23 protein-coding genes are annotated in these 25,805 nt (G+C 61.7%); 15 read left to right on the top strand and 8 right to left on the bottom strand.

Annotated features, from left to right (window positions below):
• Nucleotides 1–91 precede the first annotated feature (91 nt).
• From ABZ728_RS02850 to ABZ728_RS02835, 4 genes are all read left to right on the top strand, one after another.
• Nucleotides 92–1,069 carry a hypothetical protein gene (locus ABZ728_RS02850; RefSeq protein WP_366654182.1) on the top strand — a complete coding sequence of 326 codons (978 nt, stop codon included), beginning with the start codon at nucleotides 92–94 and terminating at the stop codon, nucleotides 1,067–1,069.
• Nucleotides 1,054–2,061 (top strand): hypothetical protein, encoded by a 1,008-nt coding sequence (locus ABZ728_RS02845; RefSeq protein WP_366654181.1) that lies wholly within the window; start codon nucleotides 1,054–1,056, stop codon nucleotides 2,059–2,061. Before ABZ728_RS02850 ends, ABZ728_RS02845 begins: the two co-directional genes overlap by 16 nt.
• Nucleotides 2,062–2,151: 90 nt before the next feature.
• Entirely contained in the window at nucleotides 2,152–4,089 is a 1,938-nt protein-coding gene (locus ABZ728_RS02840; RefSeq protein ID WP_366654180.1) for a hypothetical protein, read from the top strand.
• A gap of 416 nt (nucleotides 4,090–4,505) precedes the next feature.
• Nucleotides 4,506–6,038 carry a hypothetical protein gene (locus tag ABZ728_RS02835; protein ID WP_366654179.1) on the top strand — a complete coding sequence of 511 codons (1,533 nt, stop codon included), beginning with the start codon at nucleotides 4,506–4,508 and terminating at the stop codon, nucleotides 6,036–6,038.
• A gap of 43 nt (nucleotides 6,039–6,081) precedes the next feature.
• Here ABZ728_RS02835 and ABZ728_RS02830 read toward each other — a convergent pair whose 3' ends face one another.
• Nucleotides 6,082–6,663, bottom strand: coding sequence for an NAD(P)H-dependent oxidoreductase (locus tag ABZ728_RS02830; protein WP_366654178.1), 582 nt, complete (start codon nucleotides 6,661–6,663; stop codon nucleotides 6,082–6,084).
• Nucleotides 6,664–6,867: 204 nt separating this feature from the next.
• On the opposite strand from ABZ728_RS02830, the gene ABZ728_RS02825 reads away from it, so the two are divergent.
• Nucleotides 6,868–8,502 (top strand): alpha-glucosidase family protein, encoded by a 1,635-nt coding sequence (locus tag ABZ728_RS02825; protein ID WP_366654177.1) that lies wholly within the window; start codon nucleotides 6,868–6,870, stop codon nucleotides 8,500–8,502.
• A gap of 138 nt (nucleotides 8,503–8,640) precedes the next feature.
• Nucleotides 8,641–9,930 carry a multidrug effflux MFS transporter gene (locus ABZ728_RS02820; RefSeq protein WP_366654175.1) on the top strand — a complete coding sequence of 430 codons (1,290 nt, stop codon included), beginning with the start codon at nucleotides 8,641–8,643 and terminating at the stop codon, nucleotides 9,928–9,930.
• Here ABZ728_RS02820 and ABZ728_RS02815 read toward each other — a convergent pair.
• Nucleotides 9,894–10,190 carry a YciI family protein gene (locus ABZ728_RS02815; RefSeq protein ID WP_366654174.1) on the bottom strand — a complete coding sequence of 99 codons (297 nt, stop codon included), beginning with the start codon at nucleotides 10,188–10,190 and terminating at the stop codon, nucleotides 9,894–9,896. The genes ABZ728_RS02820 and ABZ728_RS02815 overlap by 37 nt on opposite strands.
• Nucleotides 10,191–10,335: 145 nt before the next feature.
• Here ABZ728_RS02815 and ABZ728_RS02810 point away from each other — a divergent pair, with 145 nt between their 5' ends.
• Entirely contained in the window at nucleotides 10,336–11,340 is a 1,005-nt protein-coding gene (locus tag ABZ728_RS02810) for a DMT family transporter (RefSeq protein ID WP_366654172.1), read from the top strand.
• Here the strand turns inward: ABZ728_RS02810 and ABZ728_RS02805 are convergent.
• A complete protein-coding gene (locus ABZ728_RS02805) occupies nucleotides 11,333–11,878 on the bottom strand; it encodes a DUF3429 domain-containing protein (protein WP_366654170.1) in 546 nt (181 codons plus the stop codon). The two genes, ABZ728_RS02810 and ABZ728_RS02805, sit on opposite strands and share 8 nt — an antisense overlap.
• 65 nt (nucleotides 11,879–11,943) lie before the next feature.
• Entirely contained in the window at nucleotides 11,944–12,234 is a 291-nt protein-coding gene (locus ABZ728_RS02800; protein ID WP_366654168.1) for a 4a-hydroxytetrahydrobiopterin dehydratase, read from the bottom strand.
• A gap of 174 nt (nucleotides 12,235–12,408) precedes the next feature.
• On the opposite strand from ABZ728_RS02800, the gene ABZ728_RS02795 reads away from it, so the two are divergent.
• Complete coding sequence (locus ABZ728_RS02795; RefSeq protein ID WP_366654166.1) at nucleotides 12,409–12,816, top strand: metallopeptidase family protein; 408 nt, start codon at nucleotides 12,409–12,411, stop codon at nucleotides 12,814–12,816.
• A 45-nt stretch (nucleotides 12,817–12,861) separates the two neighbouring features.
• Here the strand turns inward: ABZ728_RS02795 and ABZ728_RS02790 are convergent, their stop codons facing one another.
• Nucleotides 12,862–13,518, bottom strand: coding sequence for a DedA family protein (locus tag ABZ728_RS02790; protein ID WP_366654165.1), 657 nt, complete (start codon nucleotides 13,516–13,518; stop codon nucleotides 12,862–12,864).
• 162 nt (nucleotides 13,519–13,680) lie between these two features.
• Between ABZ728_RS02790 and ABZ728_RS02785 the strand changes: the two genes are divergently transcribed.
• The gene (locus ABZ728_RS02785; protein ID WP_366654163.1) at nucleotides 13,681–15,627 is read left to right on the top strand and encodes a hypothetical protein; all 1,947 of its coding nucleotides are present in this window, start codon (nucleotides 13,681–13,683) and stop codon (nucleotides 15,625–15,627) included.
• Here the strand turns inward: ABZ728_RS02785 and ABZ728_RS02780 are convergent.
• Complete coding sequence (locus tag ABZ728_RS02780; RefSeq protein WP_366654162.1) at nucleotides 15,602–16,606, bottom strand: LysR substrate-binding domain-containing protein; 1,005 nt, start codon at nucleotides 16,604–16,606, stop codon at nucleotides 15,602–15,604. The two genes, ABZ728_RS02785 and ABZ728_RS02780, sit on opposite strands and share 26 nt — an antisense overlap.
• Nucleotides 16,607–16,708: 102 nt before the next feature.
• On the opposite strand from ABZ728_RS02780, the gene phnA reads away from it, so the two are divergent.
• The 6 genes from phnA to ABZ728_RS02750 are packed head-to-tail and all read left to right on the top strand — an operon-like array spanning nucleotide 16,709 to nucleotide 24,411.
• The gene (gene phnA / locus ABZ728_RS02775) at nucleotides 16,709–17,992 is read left to right on the top strand and encodes a phosphonoacetate hydrolase (protein WP_366654161.1); all 1,284 of its coding nucleotides are present in this window, start codon (nucleotides 16,709–16,711) and stop codon (nucleotides 17,990–17,992) included.
• Nucleotides 17,989–19,287 carry an alkaline phosphatase family protein gene (locus ABZ728_RS02770; RefSeq protein WP_366654160.1) on the top strand — a complete coding sequence of 433 codons (1,299 nt, stop codon included), beginning with the start codon at nucleotides 17,989–17,991 and terminating at the stop codon, nucleotides 19,285–19,287. The genes phnA and ABZ728_RS02770 overlap by 4 nt, the downstream gene beginning before the upstream one ends.
• 51 nt (nucleotides 19,288–19,338) lie before the next feature.
• On the top strand, nucleotides 19,339–20,865 hold the full coding sequence (locus ABZ728_RS02765; protein ID WP_366654159.1) for an ABC transporter substrate-binding protein: 1,527 nt from the start codon (nucleotides 19,339–19,341) through the stop codon (nucleotides 20,863–20,865).
• A 32-nt stretch (nucleotides 20,866–20,897) separates the two neighbouring features.
• Nucleotides 20,898–21,755, top strand: coding sequence for an ABC transporter permease (locus ABZ728_RS02760; RefSeq protein ID WP_366654158.1), 858 nt, complete (start codon nucleotides 20,898–20,900; stop codon nucleotides 21,753–21,755).
• Nucleotides 21,752–22,681, top strand: coding sequence for an ABC transporter permease (locus tag ABZ728_RS02755; RefSeq protein WP_366654157.1), 930 nt, complete (start codon nucleotides 21,752–21,754; stop codon nucleotides 22,679–22,681). The genes ABZ728_RS02760 and ABZ728_RS02755 overlap by 4 nt, the downstream gene beginning before the upstream one ends.
• Entirely contained in the window at nucleotides 22,678–24,411 is a 1,734-nt protein-coding gene (locus tag ABZ728_RS02750; protein ID WP_366654155.1) for an ABC transporter ATP-binding protein, read from the top strand. The genes ABZ728_RS02755 and ABZ728_RS02750 overlap by 4 nt, the downstream gene beginning before the upstream one ends.
• Here the strand turns inward: ABZ728_RS02750 and ABZ728_RS02745 are convergent.
• Together ABZ728_RS02745 and ABZ728_RS02740 are read right to left on the bottom strand one after the other, a co-directional pair.
• Nucleotides 24,402–25,064 carry a uracil-DNA glycosylase family protein gene (locus tag ABZ728_RS02745; RefSeq protein WP_366654153.1) on the bottom strand — a complete coding sequence of 221 codons (663 nt, stop codon included), beginning with the start codon at nucleotides 25,062–25,064 and terminating at the stop codon, nucleotides 24,402–24,404. The genes ABZ728_RS02750 and ABZ728_RS02745 overlap by 10 nt on opposite strands.
• Nucleotides 25,045–25,794, bottom strand: a complete 750-nt coding sequence (locus ABZ728_RS02740) for an NAD-dependent deacylase (RefSeq protein WP_366654152.1) — start codon at nucleotides 25,792–25,794, stop codon at nucleotides 25,045–25,047. Before ABZ728_RS02740 ends, ABZ728_RS02745 begins: the two co-directional genes overlap by 20 nt.
• Nucleotides 25,795–25,805 lie beyond the last annotated feature (11 nt).

Below are 25,805 nucleotides of genomic sequence, written 5' to 3'. Positions count from 1 at the left end.
GCGCCATCGTGAGAAATGGTGTAGCCGGGTCCTGCACTATTTTGTCATCTAAACTATTCTGGCATCTCATTTCTAAGGCGTATGGAATTCTATGAGCTCGAACGATATTATATTGATTGGCGTAGGAAACATTGGAAAACGAACCCTCCAATCATTACTCCACTTGCGCCATACGGTAAATATTTTTGTGATCGAGCCAGAGAACGCCGCCAGAACCGAGGCCATGGCGCGGGCGGCTGAAGTCCCTTCCGGCCTCGATCGACATGACATAACATTTGTCGACGGTGCTGAAAGCCTCCCGTCGCATGCACGATTGGCAATCGTCGCCACCGCATCAGGACCGCGATATGCGGCATTGTCCGCGTTATTCCGGAACTGCCGTGTCGAGAACATCGTTCTCGAAAAGTTTCTGTTCCAGGAAAAATGGCACTACGATAGCGTCAGACGACATCTCGAAAAAGAAAATATCCGGTGCTGGGTGAACTGCCCCCGCCCTGTATGGCCGGGATATCAATGGATGCATCAAAGAGTCGCCGGGATGAGAGACAGCACAATGGCCGTTTCCGGTGGACGCTGGAACATGGCTTCCAATGCCATTCATATGCTCGACTGCTTCTCAAGGGTTTCCAACGAGTCGATCATTTCAGTCGACGGCACGGGACTTGGGGGCACCCCACTTGCCAACAAGAGATCGGGGTACATGGAAGTATCCGGCCGCATTGAGGCCCGGGGTCGGAACAATGGCCGCGTCATACTCGAATGCAGCGACGAACCGGATTCCCCCCTGACGATCGAGTGGGCAACCCGCGACGGTCGATACGAAATTCGTGAACAGGAGCAACGCGTCCTGTTCCAGTCAACGAATCCTGGATTGGATCCAACAGACCAGCCATTTCCGGTACTTATGGCAAGCGAGTTAACGCAAGTCTATCAGGATATCATGGATAATGGAGACTGCGGTCTTACCCGATACAACGATTCAAGCGCACTTCATCTAATGCTGATCGACGTTTTCAATGACGTCTTCTACCCCAATTCTCCGGAAGCTAATCCATGCCCAGTAACCTGACCGCAGCCGACGAGACACATGACGGCTCCGACGAGCCTGTTGGAATCGTCGGTGCCGGCCCCATGGCAGTAGAATACGCCAAAGCCGCGACCCATCTGGGGATCCCGTATCGCGTCTATGGCCGGGGCGCCGACTCTGCCGCGACCTTCCAGGCTGCAACGGGCGTTCGTCCCGGCACCGGACCGCTCGCCCACCAGCTTTCAACGTCGCCGATCAGAACGGCCATCGTCGCAGTGGGCATCCCGGACCTGCCCGGCGTAGCGGCCGAACTCATCGACAACGGCTGCAAACGACTGTTGCTGGAAAAGCCCGGCGCGCTGAACCGGATTGAGCTGGAGACATTGGCAGACAGGGCCAGCAGATCTCGCGACGTTGAAATCTTCGTTGCCTACAACCGGCGATTCTACCCCGGCGTTCAACGGGCAAAAGAGATCATCGGGGACGACGGCGGCGTCACCTCGATAACGTTCAACTTTACCGAGGCAGCATGGCGGGTCGATAAACTACAGAAGAATTCGCGCGTGAAGGAAAACTGGTTGTTTGCGAATTCCAGCCACGTGATCGATCTGGCATTTTTTCTCGCCGGGCGGCCCGCTTCGCTCAACGCGATGTCCCAAGGTGGTCTGAGTTGGCATCCAGGCGGAAGTCAATTCGTCGGTCATGGACAATTGGAAGGTGGCGGGGTCTTCAGTTACCACGCTGATTGGGAAGCGCCTGGCTCGTGGTCGATTGAAGCTATGACAAAAAATCATCGATTCATCTTTCGACCCCTCGAATCTCTCAGAATCCAGTCAGTCGGGAGCTTCGATATTCAAGACATTGATTTCGGAGTGAATAGTAATTCAATGACACCGAAAACTGGCTTGTGTGAAATGATTCAGCGCCTTTTAGAAAACAGGAACGATAAAGATCTTGTAACGTTAGGCGATCAGATCGAAAGTTTCAAGTTATATGAATCAGTACTATCAGGAACCGACATAAGAAAACCCTAAACCCGTAGCATCTGCTTGTTAGTGGATCCGACGCCTAAGTGGGCGTTCCGATTCCCACCAACTAAATGGATTACGATTAGAGATGAGATCATGATTACGAATACCGATGTCACTGAAGATAATGTTTACTTCATTGAGCCTCAGATGAAAATTGAGGTTGCTCTAGATATTATCGTAGAGTGCTCTTCTGGTAAAGGATATGTTTATCTTCCTGACAGGAGAAAACAAACCGAACTTGCTCAGTTGGTGCAAGAGACAAACTGCGATCTGACCGTAATTTTTTTTGAGACCAGTAACGGTGATATTAGCGAGCGGGTATATGGGTACTGCCAAGAGATCGCTCGAACATTCTTACCGTTTATAAAGGAAAAACCTCTTCGCTGGGCCCATTTTGTTGCGTTGCAGGATAGGCTTGTATCACGCGTCAGAGTAGTTGAACATCTACGCCACGCTATCTCTCATCTTAATGATCCAAACATTTTATGGGTCGCACCCGCGCCAGATTCCCAAAGCTATCTTTGGGATCTTCTGATCGCGGCATTTCCGCAGCGTACACGGCCCATTCGAGGAACGCCACCTGTCAAGAAAGTCGCCGAGCTGGCGCTACGAGCGCTCGAGGGCGGAGTTCGCACCTTTGTCCCGGCGGAGATATCACAGGCGGTAGATCTACAGAGGAATTCAGAAAGAAAAATCGTATGCATAAGCTCAACTATACATGACGTTGGCTATAGAAACACACTGATTCCGTTTGTGAGGCGGACAATAGACGATTATAATGTAATTATCGTGAACTCTGGATCTAGCAAGAATAGTTTTGATTCTGTATTTAACGATGATTGGATAGTTGATGCTGCCAATCAAGGTAGAATCGTCAAGCTAGACGGAGAAATTACAAGATTACCGAGACCACAGATTGAGGCCTTGGAATACCTAAAGCGTATTTCAAGAAAGCCGCTGTTAGGTGAGAGTCTATTTGAAGACCTTCACAAATTGTATGGACAGGCGATTCAGGAAATAGGCACACAGGAAACCTATAAGGTTTACCAGGAATGCCTGTTGAATTGGCGAGCGGCGAAGGCGATCGCCTCGGTAGCGGATGCAATAGTCGTTTGTCCCGGCCGACCAATTCGTTCCAACATCCTGGTGGCCGCGGCCAAAATCGCCGGGAAGGGATCGGTCGAGATACAGACCGGGACCATCGCACGCACTCCCCGTTTCGTGTGCCCGCCCTCGGACCACGTTTTGGCGATGGATAGTGAATCTGCCAACGTTTACAAGTATCTTGGCAGGGAGACAGGGCTTCACATCGTCGGTAGCATAAAACTTGACAGTGAACTGGCGCCCTATCGCACGATGCACAAGGATGACGCCAGGACTGAGCTGGGATTAGAGGCAGCCGCCCATATATGGATGATCGGCTCTCAACCCGTTGGCGTCGAGAAAATGAAGCAAATAGCGTCTATTGTTTTCGAAGCGGCCGACCGTCTTGGCAACACCACGATTTTGTTAAAACTCCATCCGAATGAAACTAAAATCTACGAGGATATGTACAGAACTCTTTCACGATCATTTCCACAAGTCAACCTAATAATTAAGAAAAATTCAAAATCGTTACAGTCGATTGTGGCTTCCGATGTCGTATTCACCTACTTTAGCACAATAGGAATCGAGTCTTTCGCGGTTAAAAAAATGACGATCGTTGTAAATCCGGACAAACAGAAATTACCTGTTGACTTGGTGGCAATGGGGGTTGCCTACGGCGCATCCGACTCGGAAGAAATCATCAAATTGGTGAGTGGGACAGTACTGACTGGAGCCGTCGACAATGTTCTGACCGACGGCAAAACACTCGACCGGTGCATGACCGTAGTTCGAGAAGCCACGGAAAACGATGTAAATTTGGACGAAAGGTTTAAATTTATACGGGAAAATAGATTTCTGCGTAGGCAATGGAGACGACTTCCACTTTCAGCACGACAGAAGATGGCTCCTTTAAGCCGTGTCGCGCGGCAAATAGGGTTGGCATGACTTTCTGATGGTGATAGCGCTTTAACTCAAATTGATATAAAATAATATTTATTCGTACGACAGCACAGTTTTAAAGTATGGCGACAAATATCGGCTAGCGCCTTTTTTATGCCCACAACCGGTATGGAGTTCGATTTTTGCAGTCCGTTCGGCCGATCGCAAATTGGATACTGTCAGCCGTATTTTGCCTTTTTCCTAGTTGTCGCCTATGGGTGTTTGAGCGAGAATCTTCAGGGACTACCCGCACGTCCGTTTTTTTTGCGTTCTGGAAGCGACTACCTGGGCCAGCAAATGGACCCACGTGCGACTCTCCACTATTGGGGGTCAAAGTTGTTCACCTTTGGTCTCTGGATGATACCGATGGAGGGCCCTTCTATTGGATCGCGCGATCGGCAGCCGAGTCCGCCGTCGCCCAGATGACCAAGGCATTCCCTGAGCTTTTTTCGACCGGTCTGGATCTGAATGGGAGCTTAAAGCAGGCATACCAAATCCGAATGGCATACCTGTTTACCGCAAAGGACGTTCCTCAGTTTCTCAACGGCATTCGGGGCATCCGTGGCTCGGTCCGTCGCAAGCAAATGTATCTCGAAGGGCGATTTGATCCACGAGATTTAGCGAACTTCAGTGCTGACGACATTTCCGGAAAAATGAAGCATTTCCAGCCGTTCTCAGCCATGCTGGGTCTTGCTGGGCGAAAAAAGACAAAAAATTGGATCGCTTCTGAAACGACAGCAACAGGCGAGGCCGACACCGCTGGGGAGGACGCTGCCGACGGATCGGAAGCAGGTGTTGGTTTGCCGCGGGCACTGGTCGTTTTGAAGGCGGCCGGTGATGTCGATCGCGTTCTGGCAATGGCAGGCGACGAATTGGAGGGGCGCCAGCCCGTGGTTCTCCTGATGTCCGAGGATCATGATGATTTTGCCGACGCCTTTTTCACGCGTGGCGGTTTTCCCCGCGGGAAGGTGCTGTACTATGGTCCTTTGAGAAAAGACCCGGCCCGCGGTCGCGCCGCCGCGCGAGCCGCCAGAGCGATGGAACCCGCCTTCTCGTCCGACGCGCCTGCCGCCCATCTCGTCGCTGCGCAGATGAAGGACATCGTCTCTGTTTATATCCAGGCTGATACGCTCGACAGCATTATTCGAACATGGCGGCCCGAGGTCGTCATCGGCTGCTTTGAGAAGACCAACTGGGTTCCTCTGCTTGCCGCCGGCGAGCCGCGCCCCCGGATCGTCAACCTGCAACACGGCTTCATTCCCCGGCTGCATTTGCTCGATCTGATGGATATCGACTCTTTCCGTGTCTGGGATCAGCCTTCGGCCGATACCGTCATTGCCGATGGTATTCCACCTGACCGGATCAGGATCGTGGAGAATCCCCACCGGCGGCAACTGCAGGAGATCGGTGCCGCGTTTACCGGGACTGATCGGTTTCAGCAGTGGCAGGATTGGAAGGCGGGCCGAGTCCTCATTGCCATCATGGGTCAGCCGGACACCACCGGGGCTATCTCTCCTCAGGAAAACCGGGCTTTGGCGCGCGCTGTCGCGGTCGCTCTGAAGCATCGAAGCGACATGGTCGCGGTGCTCCGCCCCCATCCAAGGCAACCCGATGCCACACTCGGCCCTGACCTCCGCCTGTGCGCCGACATGGACCGTGCCCGAGTGGCGACTCAGGACGACCTCGAACTAGGGGAACTGCTCGCCCTTGCCGATGTCACAGTAGGCATTCATTCGACCGCCCTCGCCGATGCCTGCGCTATCGGGATACCGGCGTATGCCTTTGATTTTCGCGGCCGGTTTGCCGCCTTGGGCCTTGATTCGCGACAGGTATCCAAGGTTGTGGCAACCGAAAGGGAAGCCGTCGGGATGCTGAAACGCTTTGGCCGTTCCGACATCCCTCCACCACAAGGGTGTTGGGCGAGGCTGGTGTCCCGACTATGGGGTCGAGCGTGAGCCTCGCCCACCACGAATGGCGCCCGAACCGTCGCCCTTCCAGCTATGCGCCGGCCTCGCGGGCGGTTTTCAGGGCGTTGACCCACCAGGCGAACTGATCGAGCATTCCCTTGGCGCTGTCGTTCAGGAAGCCGACGTCGTTGAGCTTTTTGCCCTCCTTGACGACTTCGAGATAAGTGGCGAACGGGATATGAACGGCGCTGCGGATCGGCGCCATCTGTAGTTCGATAGCGTTCAGGCGAAGCTGCTCGATGGCGCGGGCGCCGCCGACGCCACCATAGCCGACAAAGGCGATCGGCTTCCTGTTCCATTCCTTGTAGGCGTAATCGAGCGCGTTCTTCAGAACGCCCGTCGGGCCGCGATTATATTCCGCTGCCGTGACGATGAATCCGTCCAACCCGTCAATCTTCTTCTGCCAACGCTGCGCGACCTCGTTTTCCGATGGTTTGAAGGCCGGGCTGCTGGACTCGTCGAAATGCGGCATCGGATAGTCGCGCAGATCCAGCACTTCCAGGTCCATGTCGCCGCGCGTTCTGACGATGTCCGCGATCCATTCCGCGGGATGGTCGGCGAACCTGCCCGGACGCGTGCTGCCGATTATCAGACCGATCTTTGGCTTGGCCATGGGAACTCCGTTGCTTGTGCGTGGGTATGGTTAATGACCCGTCGCCACTCAGATGGGACGTCGGCGGCCAGCCTGCCAGCCCCGGACTGATATTTGCCGTCGATCGCCATGGTTGAAAACAGCCGCGAAACTCTGTAACGATTGGTCATCTTGATCGATACAGTCAGCTACGGTCGCCCAGGCGGATCCAGGAAGGAATGAACGATGACCGGAGAAACCGAAACCCCCGATTGGTGGCGCGGCGCCGTCACCTATCAGGTCTATCCGCGCAGCTTTCTCGACACCACCGGCAACGGCGTCGGCGATCTGCCGGGCATCATCGACCGGCTGCCCTATATCGCGTCGCTGGGCGTCGATGCCGTCTGGATCTCGCCGTTCTTCAAGTCGCCGATGGCGGATTTCGGCTATGACGTCGCCGATTATCGGGCGGTAGACCCCATGTTCGGCACGAACGACGACGCGCACCGGCTGATCGCCGAAGCCCACCGGCTGGGTCTGCGCGTAATGTTCGACATGGTGCTGTGCCACTCGTCGGACCAACACGCCTGGTTCCAGGAAAGCCGCCGATCACGCACCGGCGACAAGGCCGACTGGTATGTCTGGGCCGATGCCAAACCCGATGGGTCACCGCCGAACAACTGGGTATCGGTGTTTGGTGGCGGCGCGTGGCAATGGGATGCCGTACGCGAACAATACTATCTCCACCATTTCCTCGCCTCGCAGCCCGCCTTGAACTGGAACAATCCGGCCGTTGTCGAGGCCATGTTCGAGGAATGCCGGTTCTGGTTCGATGCCGGGGTCGACGGATTGCGGCTGGATGCCATCACGACGCTGGCCTGCGATCCGGAACTGCGCGACAACCCGCCGGCCGGTCCGGAAGACGTGATCGATTTCGGCGGTGCCGGCGACAATCCGTTCCTGCGTCAGAAGCACATTCACGACCGTGACGTACCGCACACGCTGGCGGTGCTGAAAAAACTGCGCCAGGTGACCGACGCTTACCCGGGCCGGGTCCTGCTGGGCGAGATCGGTGATGTCGACAGCGTCGCCGTCACCGCTAAATACAGCCGAACCAACGAGGCGCTGCACACCTGCTATACCTTCCAGATGCTGGGCGCCGATCCAACGGCGGCACGACTGCGCGCCGTCATTCAGCGTTTCGAATCCGAAATGGGCGAAGGCTGCCCGACCTATGCGCTGGGCAATCACGACGTCATCCGACCACTCAGCCGGTGGAATCAATTCGATCACCTTGCTGGCGACGACCGGGCGCTTGCCCGATTGATTCTGGCCTTCCTGTTTTCCATCCGGGGGTCGATCTGCCTCTATCAGGGCGAAGAACTGGGCCTGAGCAATGTCGATATCCCGTTCGAACGCTTGGTCGACCCCTTTGGCCTGGCGTTCTATCCGGAATACAAGGGCCGCGACGGCTGCCGCACGCCGATGCCCTGGCGGCACGACGCCCCCGGCGCCGGCTTTACCACCGGCGAGCCGTGGCTGCCATTCGGCCCCGATCACGCCGATCTTGCGGTCGACCTGCAGGACGCCGACCCGCAGTCCCCGCTGGCAGCCTGCCGGGCCTTGCTCGCCCTTCGCCGGTCCCGGCCCAGCCTGACCGAAGGCGCCATCGAGTGGGTCGACGCGCCGGAGCCACTGTTGGCCTTTACCCGCCAGTCGGCCGGCGAACGGACATTGTGCGTGCTGAACCTGAACAACCAGCCCGTCGACTGGCAACCCGGCGCCGAATGGTCGGCGCTGACCGTCGACGCCCTTGGCGAGCAGGGCCGGCCAACCAACGGCGGGGTCCCCGCCTTCGGCGCCTTGTTCTGGACCGGCTGACGGCCACAAGCAGGGATCATTCGTCCCTGCGAAAGGCGAACACCGGACTGGCGTTTTGATTGGCACCGGCCGGGGCGGCGGCGTATGGTCCGAGGCAGTCCTGCCCCGAACTGCGGCGCCGAGCCCGGCGGATTTCAGATGACCCATGAAGACGAAACGGCGCCCACCGATACCGCCAGCGGCGGCGCGGCGCCACGCCAGGACCGCTTTGCGGTCGCCGCGCTGCTGACTTTGCTGGTCGCCTTCGGTCCGATGTCGACCGACCTGTACCTGCCGGCGCTGCCGTCGATCGTCGCCCATTTCGACAGCGACGTGCCGACGGTGCAATTGACGCTCAGCGTATTTCTGGTCGGATTTGCCGTCGCCCAACTGCTTTATGGCCCACTGTCGGACCGGTTCGGCCGGCGGCCGGTGATTCTGGGCGGCATCGTCATCTTCACCCTGTCCAGCATCGCCTGCGCGCTGGCGCCGACGGTTGAAGCGCTGATCGCCGCCCGGTTCTGTCAGGCGGTCGGGGCCTGCTGCGGTCCGGTGCTTGGCCGCGCCGTGGTCCGCGACATCTATGGCCGGGACCGGGCGGCCACGGTGCTGGCCTATATGGCCATGGCCATGGGCGTCGCGCCGGCCATCGGCCCGGTGGTCGGCGGCATCCTGACCTCGTGGTTCGGCTGGACATCGAATTTCTGGCTGCTGACCGGGTTCGGCGGCGCCATGCTCACAGCCACCATGATCGTGCTGGCGGAAAGTAACCGCTACCTTGACCCGACGGCGACGCAGCCGGCCCGCCTGCTGCGGAACTATCGCACGCTGCTGTCGCACCGGCCCTATCTGGTCTATGTGGCGATCGTGGCCTGCCTGTATTCCGGCATCTTCTCGTTCATATCGGGCTCGTCCTATGTCTTCATCGACGGGCTGGGCCTGACGCCGACGCAGTTCGGCCTGTGCTTCGCGTCGATCGTCGTCGGCTATATGATGGGGTCGTTCGTCGCGGGCCGCGTGTCCAGCCGTCTGGGCGTCGACCGGATGCTCGCCATCGGTCTGAGCGTATGTCTGGCCGGCGCGGCACCGATGGTCGTGCTTGCCGCAACCGGTGTATTCACGATCATGTCGGTGATTGTGCCGTTCTTCGTCTTCATGGTTGGTGTCGCGCTGTCCCTGCCCAATGCCATGGCCGGGGCCGTCGGCCCCTTCCCGCGCATGGCCGGGCTGGCGTCATCGCTGCTCGGCTTTTTCCAGATGGGAACGGCCGCCATCGTCGGCATCGGCGTCGGCCTGTTCACGGACGGCAGCCCGCTGCCGATGGCAGCAGCCGTGTTTGCCGTTGCCCTCATTGCTGCCGCAGCGCGGGCGGCGCTGTCACTGTTCCCCGCGCCCCTTGACACCGGGCAGCCTCAGGATGCCGAAGAAACCGCGACCCGGAACGGATAGACCTCGATCTTCTGCCACACACCGCCTGTCACATAGGGATCGCGCGCCAGCCAGTCATCAAGCGCGGCGCGGTCCGGGAACTCCATAACCGCCGCCGAACCGACCATGGCGCCGTCGTCGTCGAGGATCGCGCCGCCCGTCTTCAGCGTGCCTTCTTCAGCCATGGCCGACGCCACCTTCAGGTGATCGGGGCGGGCGGCCTGGCGCCGGGCCGGCGCATCGGCATCGGTGCCGTCGCGGGCGATAATCAGGAACTGCATATCCGTCACTCTCCGTTCGATGGCCTCTGCACACAAAGTCTATCCCGAACCGGGCATGCCAGCGATGACCGGTGGTTCTTTGCCTTCCGGGCGGATCAGGAATACCATACCGAAGTATACAATCCGAGAAACCCAAAAAGCCGCCATGCCGCCACCACCCCCCGAGCCCGCTTCCGGAACCGACCGCAATCCCGGCACCGATCCCGGACGGAGTCCGCCAGCGCCCGGCGCGACGCTGAAACGTCCGGCCATGTCGGGCCCGATGCGGGGGGCATTGTGGATGGTCGGAGCGGCCTTCGCCTTTTCCAGCATGGTCGGACTGCTGCGGATCGCGACCGAATGGATGCATCCGCTTCAGGCGGTATTCTTCCGCAACGCCTTTGCCATCGCGTTCATGACACCGTGGATGCTGTCGGTGGGCCTGGCAGGCTTGCGGACAAAGCGCCTGCCGTTGCATCTGTTGCGGTCGCTGCTGGGCGTCGGCGCGATGATGTGCTGGTTTCTGGGGCTGTCCATGCTGCCGCTCGGCGAAGCGGTGACGCTGAGTTTTACCACGCCGTTGTTCGCCACGGTCGGTGCGGCCCTCGTCCTGGGCGAGGTCGTGCGGATCCGCCGGTGGACGGCGACCGCAATCGGCTTCCTCGGGGTTCTGATCATCATGCGCCCGGGCGTGGAGGAAATGTCCACCGCCGCCCTGCTGGTGCTGGCATCGGCGATGTTCATGTCGTGCAGCGTCCTGGTGCTGAAGACGCTGTCGGGAACCGAGGACAGCAACGCCATCGTCACCTATATGACGCTGTTCATGACCCCGATGTCGCTGATTCCGGCATTGATCTTCTGGGAAACGCCGGGACTGGCCGCGATCGGGGTGATGATCGCCGTCGCGGGCTTGGGCACCATCGGCCACCAGTGCCTGACCCGCGCGATGAAAGCCGCTGATGCGTCGGTGGTCATGCCGTTCGAATATTTGAAGCTGCCGATCGTCGCGGCGATCGGCTATCTGTTCTTCGGCGAAACGACCGACTGGGCAACCTGGATCGGCGCTGCCGTCATCGTCGCCTCGGCCGTCTATATCGCCCGGCGCGAAAGCCGCATGGGCGTTGCCGCGGCACCGCTGGCCGCCCGCCGGTCGGAAACGGCCATCAAATGACGGCAAATGCCGTTGCCGTGAGCGCGAAAAGAACGCCGCCGGTCAGCCAGGCGCGCAATTCGCCGTACCACTCCGGCGCCAGGCCGTACCGCACCGACCGCGCGTCGGCCATGTAACAGGCAACGAACAGAATCGCCATCGCCATGATCACCACAAGCGCCCCGGCCCGGCTGGGAATCAGTTGAAACAGTAAAACCAGGGCCCATCCGATCAGGGCCGGAACGACACTGAAAATCATCTGACGCACGGCCGGTTCATAGCGGCGCTGGCCGTCGCCGCCGTCGTTCAGCCGATCGCGGTCGACGCTGCGCTGATGCTCCCAACCCATATTCGACATGGCCAACCCCCATTGGACGGCCCCGACGAAGCTGGCGATGATGGCAGCATAGGCGATCTGGACCGACAGCAGATATCCGGCCCATCCAGCCGATTGTTCGGCTGCGCGACTCAACCATATGGCGAGCGCGATCGCGAAAAAGGGCAACAGCCCGGCAAAACCCAGCGCAAGCGCCGGCGTGGGCACACGTTTCAATAGCACGGGCGTCGGAGTCCTTTGTTTGTTTCCCGGTGTCGTGTTGTTTGGCGGCGTCGCGGCACGGGTGGTCAGGCGGAAATCCGGTCCATGAAACGGGCCATGTCGATATCCCGCGACGACAGCCCGCCAACGTCATGTGACGACAGCGTTATCTCGACCTTGTTATAGACATTGAACCATTCCGGATGGTGGTCCATCTGCTCGGCCTTCATTGCCACGCGCGCCATGAAACCGAACGCCTCGGAGAAATTCCTGAACTTGTAGGTTCGCGTGATCGCGTCCCGGCCTTCGACCTCGATCCAGTCCGTCAACTCGGCCAGAGCCGCATCGCGCTCGTCATCCGTCAATTTCCCGCTCATCGGCTTGTATCTCCGCCATTCGATGCGATATCTGTGCGCGGCACCATCAATTGGTGATCTCCGTCTCCGGTTCGGGAACCATCGGCGGGGTCAAATGATTGGTGCGTACCCCAGCAAGTGGCGCGGAATCAAATGCGCGTCAAGCACTCGTCTCATAGCGCGGAGCGCGGTCGCATGGCCGATAGCCGAAAATTCACTCATCCACCCACATTGGAGGATTTCGCGGCCATTGCCGAAAGGGCGCTTTGCGACATACCACCGGAGCTGTCGTCGCTGATCGAAGGCGTCGCGCTGAGGGTCGATGATTTCCCCGACGAAGATACCGTCAGCGAAATGGAGCTTGAATCGCCGTTCGATCTGCTGGGGCTGTATTCAGGGGTGCCGTTCGGGGAAAAAACCATGGCCCTGGGGGGCCAGCCCGACATGATCTTCCTGTATCGCCGCCCGATCCTCGACTACTGGTGCGACAGTGGTGAAGACCTGACCCATGTCATCAAACACGTCCTGATCCACGAGATCGGCCATCATTACGGCCTGTCCGACGCCGACATGGAAGAACTGGAGAGCCAGGCCGGGCATTGACCGGGTGAGACGCGCCGGAAATTGGCGGTGGGCCGAACGGCATGGTCAAGCCGCACCGCCACCCCGGATCACATAGAGCCCCACCAGTACCATAATCAGCACGATCAGACCGGCAATCAGAAGCGCGGTCCGGCGATGACGCCGTGCCGCACGATGCATAACTCCGAATGCTGCCGTCACCCGATCGCCGAAAAGATAAACCAGCAGCGCCAAACCGTAATACCGCACGCCGCGCGACAGCGACATCGCCAGCACGAACCAGCCCAGCGGATAAGCCAGTGCGCCACCGGCCAGCATGGCCACCTGCGATGGTATGGGGAGCAAGCCAATGCCCACCAATGCCCAGAACCCGTACCGCGAAAACAGGTCCTGGGTCCGGCTGAAAGCGTCGTGCCATCCGAAGAAATCGAGGATCATGACGCCGAGGGTCTGAAATGCCAGCGCGCCGATCAGATAACCCAGCCCCGAGGCTGCAACGAATCCCAGCAGCGCCAGCCCGGCCAGACGCCACAGGATATCGCGGCGCATCTGCATATACGGAACGAGTATCGCCTCCAGCGGGATCGGGACGATCACGGCTTCGAGGAAGGAAAGCCACACCAACAAAAGCTGCGCGCGCCGGGATCCGGCCAGACGGCGGTAATGATGCTGCACCCGCGGCGGGTGCGGCGGTTCTTCGGCGGCCTGAGCAGGCTCTGACATGGGCGCCTCGTGGCTCCTGAAGATTTCTCGCGGCGGATGGTCGTTGCTCTCAATAATGGATTTACCACCATATTCGTTCCCTTATCACCACACGGCGACCATGATTGGCCTTAGAATGCCACTCACTGCCCCCATCCCTGACACCACGCCTGTCGCACCTGCATGAATTCTTCCGCTCCCGACGACCTTCCCGGCGATCCGGCCGCACTGCCGCTGCCGCCGGTGCTGGCTGGCCCGTTGCTGCGCCATGTTTCGCCGACACGCGTTGTCTTCTGGCTGGTCGCGACGGACGATCTGGCGCCGACATTGCGGCTGGGGCCGGTCGACGACGCCCAGCCCGTCAACTTGCCCGAGGCATCCTGCCAACGATTGCGCGTCGGTCGGCATGCGGTCATTCACCTGATCGATTTCCATCCCGAGGTGCCGCTGCCGGTCGATACATTGCTGGCCTACGATCTTCGGATTGCCGGGAGCGGTGGCGAGACAGGCATCGCCGACTATGCGCCCCATCTTGTTTATCCGGACGAGGCGTCGCCACGATTCGTCATCAAGTCGCGTCTCGACAGCGTATTGCACGGATCGTGCCGCCGCCCGCACCATAAATCAGGCGACGGGCTTACCGCCATCGATGCATGGCTCGCCGCAAGACGGACTGATGCCGAGGCCCGGCCCGCCCATATGCTGTTCACCGGCGATCAGGTATATGCCGACGACGTGGCCGGACCCGTGCTCCGCGCGATCCACGCCCTTATCGATCGGCTGGGCTTGTTCGACGAGGACCTGGAGGGCGCCATCGTTCCGGATGGCCGAGCACTCTGCCAGGCCCCGGAATCCTACTATCGCCGCCAGAATCTGCTGCCCGCGATGGAATCGACCGCCACCCTGCGCGACCGGTTCTTCGGTGGCGTGGAGAAGCCAATCTTCACGACCGCCAGTGCCGACAACCACCTCATCACACTGGCCGAGATCCTGGCCATGTATCTGCTGGTGTGGTCGCCGGTGGGGTGGACTTTGATCGCACCGACCAAACCGGCATTGTCGGATGAGGAGTCCGCGCGCTATGACCGCGAGCAGTCCGTGATCGATGCGTTCGTCACCGAGTTGCCGGCGGCGGCACGGGTGATGGCGCAGATCCCGACCCTGATGATCTTCGACGACCACGACGTCACGGACGACTGGAATCTGTCGGCGGAATGGGAAGCTGCGGTTTATGGCCACCCGTTCTCGCGCCAGATCATCGGCAATGCGCTGACGGGCTATCTGCTGTGCCAGGCCTGGGGCAACGCGCCGGATCGAGTGGCCAACCCCATCGGCCGCCTTTCCTGCCTGCTGGCCGCAAGCGAGCCGGCCGGCCGACTGCCCGCCGCCGAACACGATGCCTTCATCGACGATCTTCTCAAATTCGAGCAATGGCATTTCTCGATCGAAACGACGCCGAAGCTCGTCGTGCTGGACACCCGGACACGGCGCTGGCGCAGCGAGCTCAGCGCCCGCAATCCGTCCGGCCTGATGGATTGGGAGGCCCTGACCGAACTGCAGCAGGACCTGCTGGGCCGCGACTCCGTAGTGGTCGTGTCTCCCGCGCCGATGTTCGGGGTAAAGCTGATCGAAGGCATCCAGCGGCTGTTCACGATGGCGGGGCACCCGCTGGTCGTCGACGCCGAGAACTGGATGGCCCATCGCGGCGCCGCCATGGTCATGCTGAATATCTTTCGCCACAGCAAGACGCCGGGGCGCTATGTCATCCTGTCCGGCGATGTCCACTATTCGTTCGTTTACGACGTGCGCATCCGCCAGCGCGAGGCCGGCCCCGAAATCTGGCAGATTACCAGCAGCGGCATCAAGAACGAGTTTCCTCGTCGACTCCTCGATATCTTCGATCGGCTGAACCGGTGGCTTTATGCGCCATGGTCGCCGCTGAACTGGCTGACCAAGCGCAGGAGGATGGAAGTGTCGCCCCGCATTCCCGACAAGGCCAGCGCGAGCGAGCGGCTCTGGAACGGCAGCGGCGTCGGCCATGTCGTCTTCGATGGCGACGGCCGACCGACGACGATCAGCCAGATCGGCGCCGATGGCACGACTGTTACCTTTCCGCCCCGGACTGACTGAACGGGCCGGATCCGTTCCGACCCACTGGCCCCGCCGGACGGGTCGCCCGCCCCTCAGCGCGGGCGTTCGGCGACGACGCCAACGCCGCCTTGCCGGCCGACCGGGTCAACCAGTTGATAAAGCGCGACCCGTGATGGCGGTGATCGGACCCGGGGGCTGCGAAAGCAACATAGTCTTCGCCCGGCACCCGGAACTGGGGCAGCGGTTCGCAAAGATCGCCCTTCCGGATCAGATCGCCAGTCGTCAGGATCGGCGAGACCAGCGCCCCTTCCCCTGCCAGGGCCGCCTCCAGCGCAATATAGAAATGCGGAAAGCAGCGGGCGGTCCGGGCCAGCCCCCGGCTGTGACCGGCGAATTCCAGCCAGTTTTCGAGTTCGCCATCCCTGGTTGCGGCCTTGAGAAGCGGCAGTCGAGACATGATCAGACGACCGGCCGCGACGCTTTTGGGAAACGCATCGGGCGCGATCAGCAGCCCAAGGGATTCACTGAAGACAGGCGTTGTCGAGGCGCCGAGCGGCGCCCGAGACGCCGGCTGGATCGCGACATCATAGGCTGTTTCTTCCCACGGCTCTCCTGTGTGACTGGCAATGACCTTGACCGACACCCCGTCATGCTCGTTCGAAAAGCTCCACAACCGGGGAATCAGCCAGCGCATGGCAAATGTCGCCGGTGCAGCGATCCTCAGCACGCCGTCGACCGGGCCCGCGCCGATCCGGGTCAACGCATCGCCGATCACCTGGCGCACATCGCGCGCGGCATCGGCCAGCACAAGGGCATTGGGCGTCGGCACCATGCGACGTTGATTTTTGTCGAAAAGTGTTTGCCCCACCCAATCCTCCAACAGCGTGATCTGCTTGCTGACGGCGCTATGTGTAACGTGAAGATCTTCTGAAGCTTTTTTTATACTTTCATGAAACACGACTCTCTCCAACGCGAACAACGCTTTGGTAGACGGCAAATTTCTTGGACTGTGTTCCATTTCCTCACCTTCGAGGGAATAAATGTAAATTTACTCTGTGGGCCGGATCGGCGATCCAACGTCGAGACAGATGCTGCTGCCCGGCCACACAAGAGTATAGCGATGAACGATGACAGTTTGGCGATGCCCCCCGCACCGAACCCGACAGCGGACCCGGCCGATCGCCCCTTTACCGAAGTGAACGGCCGTGTCTATCGGCACCCTCGACAACCAGTGGCCGTCATCTGCGCCGATGGCTGCGGGCCGGAATATCTGGAGGCGGCGATTGCACACGGAGTCGCGCCGACCCTGGGGCGCATGAGCCGCGACGGCTTTCACGCCACCGCCAGGGCCGTCGTGCCGACCTTCACGAATCCCAACAATATTTCGATCGTCTGCGGCGCACCGCCTTCCGTGCACGGTATTTCCGGAAATTATTATCTTGATCGCCGGACCGGCCGCGAAGTCATGATGCTGGACGAAGCGCAGATGCGCGCCGACACCATTCCCGGCCGCCTGTCTCAGGAACACGTCCGGGTCGCGGTGGTCACCGCGAAACGAAAGCTGCGTCTGGCACTGGCACGGGGCTTGAGGGGCATCGCCTGTTCGGCCGAGGACCCGGCCGAAGCCTTTGACCTGATCAACGAGGGCCGACCCTTCGCATCCGCCCCGGACAAGTATTCCGCCGACCTGTCGCTCTTCGTGCTCGATGCCGGCATACGACTGCTGGAGCGCCGGGCGGCCGACCTGATCTATCTGTCGCTTTCGGACTTCGTCCAGCACGCCCATGCGCCGGACACGCCGGAGGCGCTGGCCTTCATGGCCGCCCTGGATGCGCGTGTCGCCCGGCTGACGATGCTCGGCGCCATTGTCGGCATCGTGGCCGACCACGGCATGACCGACATGTCCCATGCCGACGGCAGCCCCAACGTCGTATTCGTGCAGGATGTCCTGAACGCCGCTTTCGGTCACGGATCGACCCGCGTCATCTGCCCGATCACCGACCCGTTCGGACGCCATCACGCCGCCCTCGGCGGCTTCGTCCGGGTCTATGCGCAACAGGACGGCGTGGCGGCCGGCGATGTCGTCCGGGCACTTCAGGACGTGCCCGGCATCGAGGCCGCCGTGGTCGGCGCCGACGCATGCGACCGGTTCGACCTGCCGTTGGCAGAGGAAGCCGACGTCGTCGTGTTCGCCGAAAAAGGTGTCGCGCTGGGCGCGGGCGCAGCGGACCACGACCTGTCTCAGTTGGCAGGACAACGGCTGCGATCCCATGGCGGGCCGGCGGAACAGGCGGTTCCCTTTCTGCTCTCACACCCGGTCACCGCGTCGTATGCCGCCCGCGCATCAGGCGGCCTGTGGACCTATGACATCTTCGATTACGCATTGAATGGAGTGGTCGCATGATCGCCGAAACCCGAAGCAACCGGCGCGTCGTGCTCCTGATCTGCGACGGCCATCGTGCCGATTTCGTCACGCCCGACTATTGCCCCGAGATCGCGGCATTCAGCGCAGAGAGCCGCCGTTTTGGCAACCATACAGCCATCTTCCCATCAGCGACGCGGGCCAGCGCGGCGTCGATCGCGACCGGCTGCTGGCCGGCAACCCACGGGCTGCATGGCAACATGATGGGGCTGCCGGAGGCCGGTGGCGTAAGGATTCACGATGTCGGCGATCCGGCCTTCCGCGGAAAGATGCGCGAGGCATTCGGGAGAACGCTGCGGGTTCCGACGCTGGCCGAACGGTTGGCCAATCACGGCGGCGCCGTCATCGCATCGAATGTGTCCCCGGGCGCGGCCTATTTCCACGACCCCGACCACTTCGGCGAAGTCGTGCATCGCGCCGGCGCCTTCGGGCCGGGCGGACGGCCACTGACGGCCGATGAAGCCCCGATCGTGAGCCACGATGCCGCCGGAGATCGGGATCTGACCCGCTGGATGTGCGGCCGCGCCATCGTTCGCGGCGGACCGGCGCTCAGCGTGCTGTGGCTGTCCGATCCCGACCTCTCGATGCACGCCGACGCGCTCGGCTCCACCACCCATCTGGCGGGAATCGCCGCCGCCGACGCCTGCTTTGCCGAAGCCCGCGACGCGGTCGAAGCACTAAGGGCTCAGGGAGAGGACGTACTTTTCATCGTCGCGTCCGATCACGGCCAGGAAACGGTGATGGCCCATGTCGCCGTCGACGATCTGCTTGTCGGGGCGGGCCTCAAGGACCATGCCGACTCCACCGAGGTGGTGGTCGCACCGCAAGGCGGCAGCGGGCTGGTCTACATGGCCGGTGAAGGATTGGCGCGGCGCGACCGGGTGGCGGCCTTTCTTGCCGATCACCCGGCTATTGCCGAGGTATTCGTCGGCGACGCGATGCGCCCACTGGGCCAGGCGCCGGAAGCCGGACTTCAGATCGCCTTTGCCATGGCGCGCGACGAAGCCCCCAACGGGAATGGCGTTCCGGGGCGCATCACGCTGTGCGTCTCGGGGGGCGTCTCGGGCGCCAAACCCGGCAAACCGGTCGGTCGCGGCAGCCACGGCGGCCTCGGCCGCTTCGAACGGCATCCCTTTCTGATCGTCAACGGGGGCGGCTTCGCTGCGGGAACCATCGAATACGGCCGCAGCCATCTGGTCGATATCGCCCCGACCATCCTCAGACATCTGGGCCTGCCCCGCCACGGAATGGACGGCATGGCCCTTTCACGCAACTGACCCACCGGGGACTTCAAGCTCCACCGGACCCCAACAACAAGGACCGACTTCATGATGAACCGACAGATCAAGGCGGCTTTGGCCGCGACCACCATTCTGGTGGCGAGCAGCGCAACCGCATTGGCCGACGATCCCCAATACGGCGGTACCATGCATCTGAAATGGGGCACGCTGGATACTGCGGATTTCCACCGTCATACCGGGACGATCTCCCTGACGCACCCCTTCGTGGAAACGTTGACCTCGATCTCGGCCGATGGGCAGCCGCGCGGCATGCTCGCCGAAAACTGGACGATCTCGGACGATGGCCTGATCTACACCTTTGACATTCGCGAAGGCGTACTGTTCCACAACGGACGGGAAATGACCGCCGCCGATGTTCTGGCCAATTTCGAGCGGATCAAACGCGAGGTTTCCGGCGGCTGGCTGACGAGCGCCCTTGACAAGGTCGCCAGCATGGAAGCGCCCGACGATACGACCTTTGTCGTTACGCTGTCGGAGCCGTTCGCGCCATTCCTGAACCTGATTGCCGAAGCCTGGATCATCGCGCCGGAAACTCCGGGCTGGGACGAAACAATCACACAGCCGATCGGCACGGGGCCGTTCACGTTCGATAGCTGGGTGCCACAGCTGGAAATCGTCGGCGAGCGATTCGATGATTACTGGATGGACGGCCAGCCCTATCTGGACGGCGTCGTGTTCGACGTCCGCGAGATCGCCGACGCCTCCCTGGCCCTGCGCGCTGGCGACTTCCACGCCGCCACCATCCCGCTGTCCGCCGTGAGTGCCGCCGAGGACGACCCGGAGATCGGTGTTCAGTTCCGTGCCGACACGAGCTGGTACTTCCTCTCGTTCAACAACCGGAACCCGAACCCGCCGTTCGACAATGTCAGGGTTCGCGAAGCTGTCGCCCATGCAATGGATCGCAAGACCCTGATGACGATCCATAGTGGCCGGTTTGCCATCGACAGCAATCAGATGGTGACGGAAGACAGCTTCTACTACGACGAAACCATCGCAGCAGAAGACCGGCATGGCGAGGCCGATCTTGATCGCGCACGCGCAATTCTGGAGGAAGAAGGCGTCGACCCCTCGGCCGTCACGGTGCAGATGGTCTCCGAGCCGAATTCCCGTCTTTCCGGACCCGTCGTCCAGACACTGCAACAGCTCGGGTTCCAGATCGACAACCGCGCCTATGACGACCTTGGCTTCCAGCGCCGCCTGTCGGAATACGATTGGGACATCTTCCCCGGCGGATCCGGGCCGCGGAACGACATCTTCCTGCGCTACGTGCGGTTCATGAGCGACGGCCCCAACCCCGGCCTGTGGGGCGGTGTGCAGGACGCTGAACTCGACGCCATGATTACCGACGCGATTTCGACCGCCGATCCTCAGGAGAGCCGCCGCCACTACCTCGAAGCCTGGCAACGGATCATGGACAACTACTACACCGTCGTTCTCGGCCATGCCCCGGCCGCATATGGCATTCGCTCCGAAGTCAATGACTTCACGGTCGCCTTCAACACCTCCGCCCACCGCGTGGACGGCGGCCTGGCATTCGCCTGGCTCTCGCAGTAAGCGGCAATCGCCGAACAGGTTGGGGGATACAAATGGCTACGACCACAATCGATTCTTATGTCCGCCGGCGTATCCCCGACTTGCCGGCGGTGACCTGGCTGGGCCTGGGCATCCTGTCGATCGCGCTGCTTGTCGTCGCATTCGGACCGCTGCTGGTGACCCACGATCCCTATCAGTTCAGCATCCGGATGAACGAGCCCCCGAACGCCGATCATTGGCTGGGCACTGACGACAAGGGCCAGGATATTTATTCCCGGCTCCTGGTCGGGACCCGGCTCAGCCTCTTTTTCGGGTTCAGTGCTGCGTTGATCGCCCTGGCGATCGGCGGACTGGCGGCGCTGGCGGCGCTGGCCCTTGGCCGCGTCGCCGAAACGGCCGTCTTTGCGGGCATCGACCTGATCCGGGCGCTGCCCGGCATCCTGTTCGCCCTTGCGTTCGTTTCGGCGTTCGAACCGGGCGCAGCATCGGTCATCATCGCGCTGGGCATATCGTTCTCGCCGAATTTCGCACTGATTACACGTGCGACCTATAAGCAGCAGATGGCGCGACCCTACACGGCGGCAGCCTTCGTGCTCGGCGCCAGCCGCCTTCGGATCGCCCTGGCTCACGTATTGCCGAACATTGCTGGCGCCCTGATCACGCAGTTCGCCATCATCCTGCCCCGCTGCATCGTTCTGGAGTCGGTACTCAGCTTCCTCGGCCTTGGTGTGTCCCCCGAAACCCCGACCTGGGGCCGGATGATCGCCAACGCCACCAACTATACCGAGGCCGCGCCGCACGCGGTGCTTCTGCCCATTCTGGTGCTCAGCATCGTGACCTTCGCTCTGGCGATCGTGGGCGACGCCCTGCGTCAACGCTTCGACCCCGCCCGACGGAGGATTTCGTTATGAACCGGCAGAGGATCGAACTTTTCGTCAGCATCGCCTCGGATCTCGGCCGATCGTTGCTGATCGCTTCCGCGATCGTGGTGTTCAGCTTCTTTCTGATCCGGATGGTACCCGGCGACGTGGTTGACGTTCTGGGACTGGAAGGATCGCTGACCTATGGCCAGCAGGCGGTCCTGCGCGAGGATCTGGGCCTCGACCGGGGCTGGCCGGCCCAGTTCGCGGACTGGCTGGGCATGATCCTTGGCGGCGATTTCGGCTCGTCGCTCCGCTTCGGCACACCGATCTCCGACCTGCTGATGACGGCGCTGCCGGCGACGCTGATCCTGGGCGGCACGGCGCTGCTGGTCGGTCTGACCGTAGGCATCGCCCTTCCGACGCTCGCCTGCATCTACCCCCGATCGATTTTTGTCGCTCTGGTCGAGTTCATCACGATCTGGTCGATCACCATGCCGACTTTCTCCATCGGCATCATCAGTGTGATCGTGTTCGCGGTCTGGCTCGACTGGATACCGGCGATCGGCAATCTGGTTGTACCGGCCTTGATACTCGGCGCCGACACGGCCGGAACGCTGGCCAAGATGCTGCACGAGGACATGCGCGATACCGACCGGGCGGAGTTCGTGCGAACCGCCCGGTCCAAGGGCATCAGCCGGGCGCGGATCGTGGTTTTTCACATCCTGCCCAACGCTTTCACGGTCGTCGTCGCCATTTCCGGTCTGCTGATGGCCGGCGCCCTGACCGGGGCCATCACGATGGAGGTCGTCTTCGGACTTTCCGGTCTCGGCACGATGACCCTCCAGGCCGTTCAGGGGCGCGACTATCCCGTCGTCCAGGCCGTCGTCATCTGGCTCGGGCTTGCCGTGGTCGCGGCGAATCTCGCCAGCGACATGCTTCAGCGCTTCATGGATCCGAGGTTGAGAAGAACATGACGAACGAATTGCTGCTTCAGGTGCGCGACCTGTCGGTCACCCTGAAAACGAAGGGCCAGCATATCCAGGCGGTCCGAAACGTGTCGTTCGAAATCGCGCCCGGCGGGACGCTGGCGCTGGTCGGCGAATCGGGCTCCGGCAAGACCATGACGGCGATGTCGATCATCGGGCTGACATCGGTGAATGGCGACATCGCCATGAGTGGACAGGCGTTGTTTCGCGGACATGACCTCCTGACACTAGATCCCGCCGGCCTGCGCCGGATCCGGGGCCGGCGGATCGGTACCGTGTTCCAGGATCCCGCTGCCGCCCTGAACCCGCTGATGACCGTCGGCAACCAGATCGCCGAGGCGGCCCGAGCCGCCGACACAAGCCGCCGGGATCGGCAGGACATTGTCCGCAATCTGCTCGGTGAAGTCGGCCTGGGCGGTCTGGAAGGCGTCGAGCAACGCTATCCGCACGAACTGTCCGGCGGACAGCAGCAACGCGTGATGATCGCCATGGCGCTGTCCGGCAATCCGGACCTGCTGATCGCGGACGAACCGACGACGGCCCTGGACATGACGGTGCAGGCGCAGATCCTCGATCTCCTGCAGCGCATTCAGAAAATGCGCGGCATGGCCATCCTGATCATTTCGCACGACCTCGGGGTCGTGTCGCGGCTGGCACAGGATGTCGTCATTCTTCGCGCCGGCGCCGTGGTCGAACGCGGCCCGGTCTCCCGGATCCTGTCCGCCCCGCACGACGCCTATACGCGGGCGCTGGTCGCCTGCAGCCCCACGGTCGACACCCGGCGTCCCCGGCTGCCTACGGTCGACACGGTCGACGACTTCCCATCGATGGCCCCGGGACCGGACACGATGATCCGCGCCCCGGCCGACGAGCCCGCCATCCTGTCCGTTCGCGGCCTGACCGTCCGCTATCCGGGCCGCGGTCTGCTGTCGCCACCGATCACGGCGGTGGAGGATGTCGACCTGACCCTGCCGCGGTCCAGCATTGTCGGCATCGTGGGGGAAAGCGGCAGCGGCAAAAGCACCCTCGCCAAAGCGATCGTCGGGCTGGTCAGACCACAGTCCGGGCGGATGGCGTTCGAAGGACAGGGCATTCGCGATCCGGGCCGCTATTCCCGCGCCCTGCGACGGCAAATTCAATACGTCTTTCAGGATGCCTATGGCGCGCTGAACCCCCGGATGTCGCTGAGACAGGCGTTGGCCGAGCCCCTGGATATACACGGTTTGAATGCCGGACCGGATCGGGCGCCGACCATCGCCCGGCTGATGGACGAAGTCGGACTGGCACGGGGCCTGATTGACCGCTATCCGGCGGAACTTTCCGGTGGTCAGCGCCAGCGCGTGACCATTGCCCGCGCGCTGGCGCTCGGCCCCGATCTCCTGATCTGCGACGAGATCGTCTCCGCCCTCGATGTTTCGGTTCAGGCGCAGATCCTGAACCTGCTGTCCGATCTGCAAGCGGCGCGCGGCCTGAGCCTGTTGTTCATAAGCCACGATCTGGCCGTCGTGTCCCATCTCTGCGATCGGGTCGCGGTCATGGCCGACGGCGCCATCATCGAAGAAGGGCCGCGTCATCAGGTTTTCCAGTCGCCAGCGTCGGACATCACGCGACGACTGCTGGATGCCGCCCGCGCTCTGGAACCCGACGCCACTGCTGCCGCCACCGGCCCGGCCGGCACCGGCGCCAGAGAAACGGTCCGTGCGGTGGCCTATGCTTGACGATCACCAGGCTCATTGAGCACAAGCTGGCGCACGCGAGCCCGCAGTTCCGGCAGCAATTCGGCCTCGAACCACGGATTGCGGCGAATCCAGGCAGTATTGCGCCAACTGGGGTGTGGCAGAGGGATGACGTCGGGGCCGTATTCCCGCCAGCGTCGAACCGTCTCGGTCAACGACGTCCGCCGGGCGCGGCCGAGTTCCAGTCGTTGCGCATACGACCCGACCAATATCGTCAGCCGGATCTCGGTCAGAAAGCCCTTGAGCCTCGGGTGCCAGAGCGGTGCGCATTCCGGGCGGGGCGGACGATCGCCGCCGCGTGCGTCGGTGCCGGGGTAGCAGAACCCCGCCGGGACGATGGCGATGCCGGCAGTATCGTAGAACGCATCGCGGTCCAGCCCCATCCAGTCGCGCAGCCGGTCGCCGCTGGCGTCGTTCCATGGCACGCCGGTTTCATGGACCCGTCGCCCCGGCGCCTGCCCCATGACGAGGATCCGCGCCGTCGGCGCCAGCCGGACCACGGGCCGGGGTTCGTGAGGCAAATGGGCCGCGCAGACGCGGCAGGCCCGGACGGCCGCCAGGGTCTGCTCCAGGATTTGATCCTGGGTCTGCTCCGGGGCCAAATCCGGGGCCGGATCAGTCCGATCGGTTGGCATGGGCAAGCAGGTCGCCGACCAGTCTCGGCACCAGTGTTCCGGCGGGTCCGTGGTGACAGTCATGGAACAGCGTGTGCCCCTCGGACGGCTCAAGATTGATCTCCACCGTGCGTGCGCGGCCGTGGAACCGGGCCTCCTGCACGAACCCGGCTGCCGGATAGACGGTTCCCGACGTGCCGATGGCGACAAACAGTCCACAATCGCCCAACAGATCGCCGATCCGTTCCATCTCCAGCGGCATTTCCCCGAACCAGACGACATGAGGCCGCAGCGCCCCGGTCGCCGTGCAGGCCGGACACGGTGTCCTGGCGCCGAGATCATCGATGTGGACGTTGATCGCGTCACACGCCATGCATCGGGCTTTCAGCAGTTCTCCATGCATATGGATCAGCGCACGCGTTCCGGCGCGTTCATGCAGATCGTCGATATTCTGGGTCACTACCACGACTTCACCCGGCCATGCCGCTTCGAGCCGGGCGAGAGCCTCGTGGGCGGCATTTGGACGGATATCGGCCTCGCGCAGCATCCGGCGGCGATCGTTGTAGAACGCCTGAACGCGGTCGGGATCGGCGGCGAACGCTTCCGGCGTCGCCACGTCTTCCAGGCGCACCCGCGCCCAGATTCCGTCGGCATCGCGAAAGGTATCCAGGCCGGACTCCTTGGAGATACCGGCCCCGGTCAGGATCACGATCCGGTCATCAGGGGCGGGCAAGCGGTCGATCAGGGTCATTTGATCCGGTT

This window comes from Fodinicurvata sp. EGI_FJ10296, assembly GCF_040712075.1.
GTDB lineage: Bacteria > Pseudomonadota > Alphaproteobacteria > DSM-16000 > Inquilinaceae > JBFCVL01.
Note: the sequence above shows the minus strand (reverse complement) of the source record. Positions and strands in the feature narration are given on the sequence as shown.

Excerpts from the sequence above, each read along its gene's own strand:
- ABZ728_RS02850 (WP_366654182.1), top strand. The coding sequence starts at position 92 with ATGAGCTCGAACGATATTATATTGATTGGCGTAGGAAACATTGGAAAA.
- ABZ728_RS02845 (WP_366654181.1), top strand. The coding sequence starts at position 1,054 with ATGCCCAGTAACCTGACCGCAGCCGACGAGACACATGACGGCTCCGAC.
- ABZ728_RS02840 (WP_366654180.1), top strand. The coding sequence starts at position 2,152 with ATGATTACGAATACCGATGTCACTGAAGATAATGTTTACTTCATTGAG.
- ABZ728_RS02835 (WP_366654179.1), top strand. The coding sequence starts at position 4,506 with ATGACCAAGGCATTCCCTGAGCTTTTTTCGACCGGTCTGGATCTGAAT.
- ABZ728_RS02830 (WP_366654178.1), bottom strand. The coding sequence starts at position 6,663 with ATGGCCAAGCCAAAGATCGGTCTGATAATCGGCAGCACGCGTCCGGGC.
- ABZ728_RS02825 (WP_366654177.1), top strand. The coding sequence starts at position 6,868 with ATGACCGGAGAAACCGAAACCCCCGATTGGTGGCGCGGCGCCGTCACC.
- ABZ728_RS02820 (WP_366654175.1), top strand. The coding sequence starts at position 8,641 with ATGACCCATGAAGACGAAACGGCGCCCACCGATACCGCCAGCGGCGGC.
- ABZ728_RS02815 (WP_366654174.1), bottom strand. The coding sequence starts at position 10,190 with ATGCAGTTCCTGATTATCGCCCGCGACGGCACCGATGCCGATGCGCCG.
- ABZ728_RS02810 (WP_366654172.1), top strand. The coding sequence starts at position 10,336 with ATGCCGCCACCACCCCCCGAGCCCGCTTCCGGAACCGACCGCAATCCC.
- ABZ728_RS02800 (WP_366654168.1), bottom strand. The coding sequence starts at position 12,234 with ATGAGCGGGAAATTGACGGATGACGAGCGCGATGCGGCTCTGGCCGAG.
- ABZ728_RS02795 (WP_366654166.1), top strand. The coding sequence starts at position 12,409 with ATGGCCGATAGCCGAAAATTCACTCATCCACCCACATTGGAGGATTTC.
- ABZ728_RS02790 (WP_366654165.1), bottom strand. The coding sequence starts at position 13,518 with ATGTCAGAGCCTGCTCAGGCCGCCGAAGAACCGCCGCACCCGCCGCGG.
- ABZ728_RS02785 (WP_366654163.1), top strand. The coding sequence starts at position 13,681 with ATGAATTCTTCCGCTCCCGACGACCTTCCCGGCGATCCGGCCGCACTG.
- ABZ728_RS02780 (WP_366654162.1), bottom strand. The coding sequence starts at position 16,606 with ATGGAACACAGTCCAAGAAATTTGCCGTCTACCAAAGCGTTGTTCGCG.
- phnA (WP_366654161.1), top strand. The coding sequence starts at position 16,709 with ATGAACGATGACAGTTTGGCGATGCCCCCCGCACCGAACCCGACAGCG.
- ABZ728_RS02770 (WP_366654160.1), top strand. The coding sequence starts at position 17,989 with ATGATCGCCGAAACCCGAAGCAACCGGCGCGTCGTGCTCCTGATCTGC.
- ABZ728_RS02765 (WP_366654159.1), top strand. The coding sequence starts at position 19,339 with ATGATGAACCGACAGATCAAGGCGGCTTTGGCCGCGACCACCATTCTG.
- ABZ728_RS02760 (WP_366654158.1), top strand. The coding sequence starts at position 20,898 with ATGGCTACGACCACAATCGATTCTTATGTCCGCCGGCGTATCCCCGAC.
- ABZ728_RS02755 (WP_366654157.1), top strand. The coding sequence starts at position 21,752 with ATGAACCGGCAGAGGATCGAACTTTTCGTCAGCATCGCCTCGGATCTC.
- ABZ728_RS02750 (WP_366654155.1), top strand. The coding sequence starts at position 22,678 with ATGACGAACGAATTGCTGCTTCAGGTGCGCGACCTGTCGGTCACCCTG.
- ABZ728_RS02745 (WP_366654153.1), bottom strand. The coding sequence starts at position 25,064 with ATGCCAACCGATCGGACTGATCCGGCCCCGGATTTGGCCCCGGAGCAG.
- ABZ728_RS02740 (WP_366654152.1), bottom strand. The coding sequence starts at position 25,794 with ATGACCCTGATCGACCGCTTGCCCGCCCCTGATGACCGGATCGTGATC.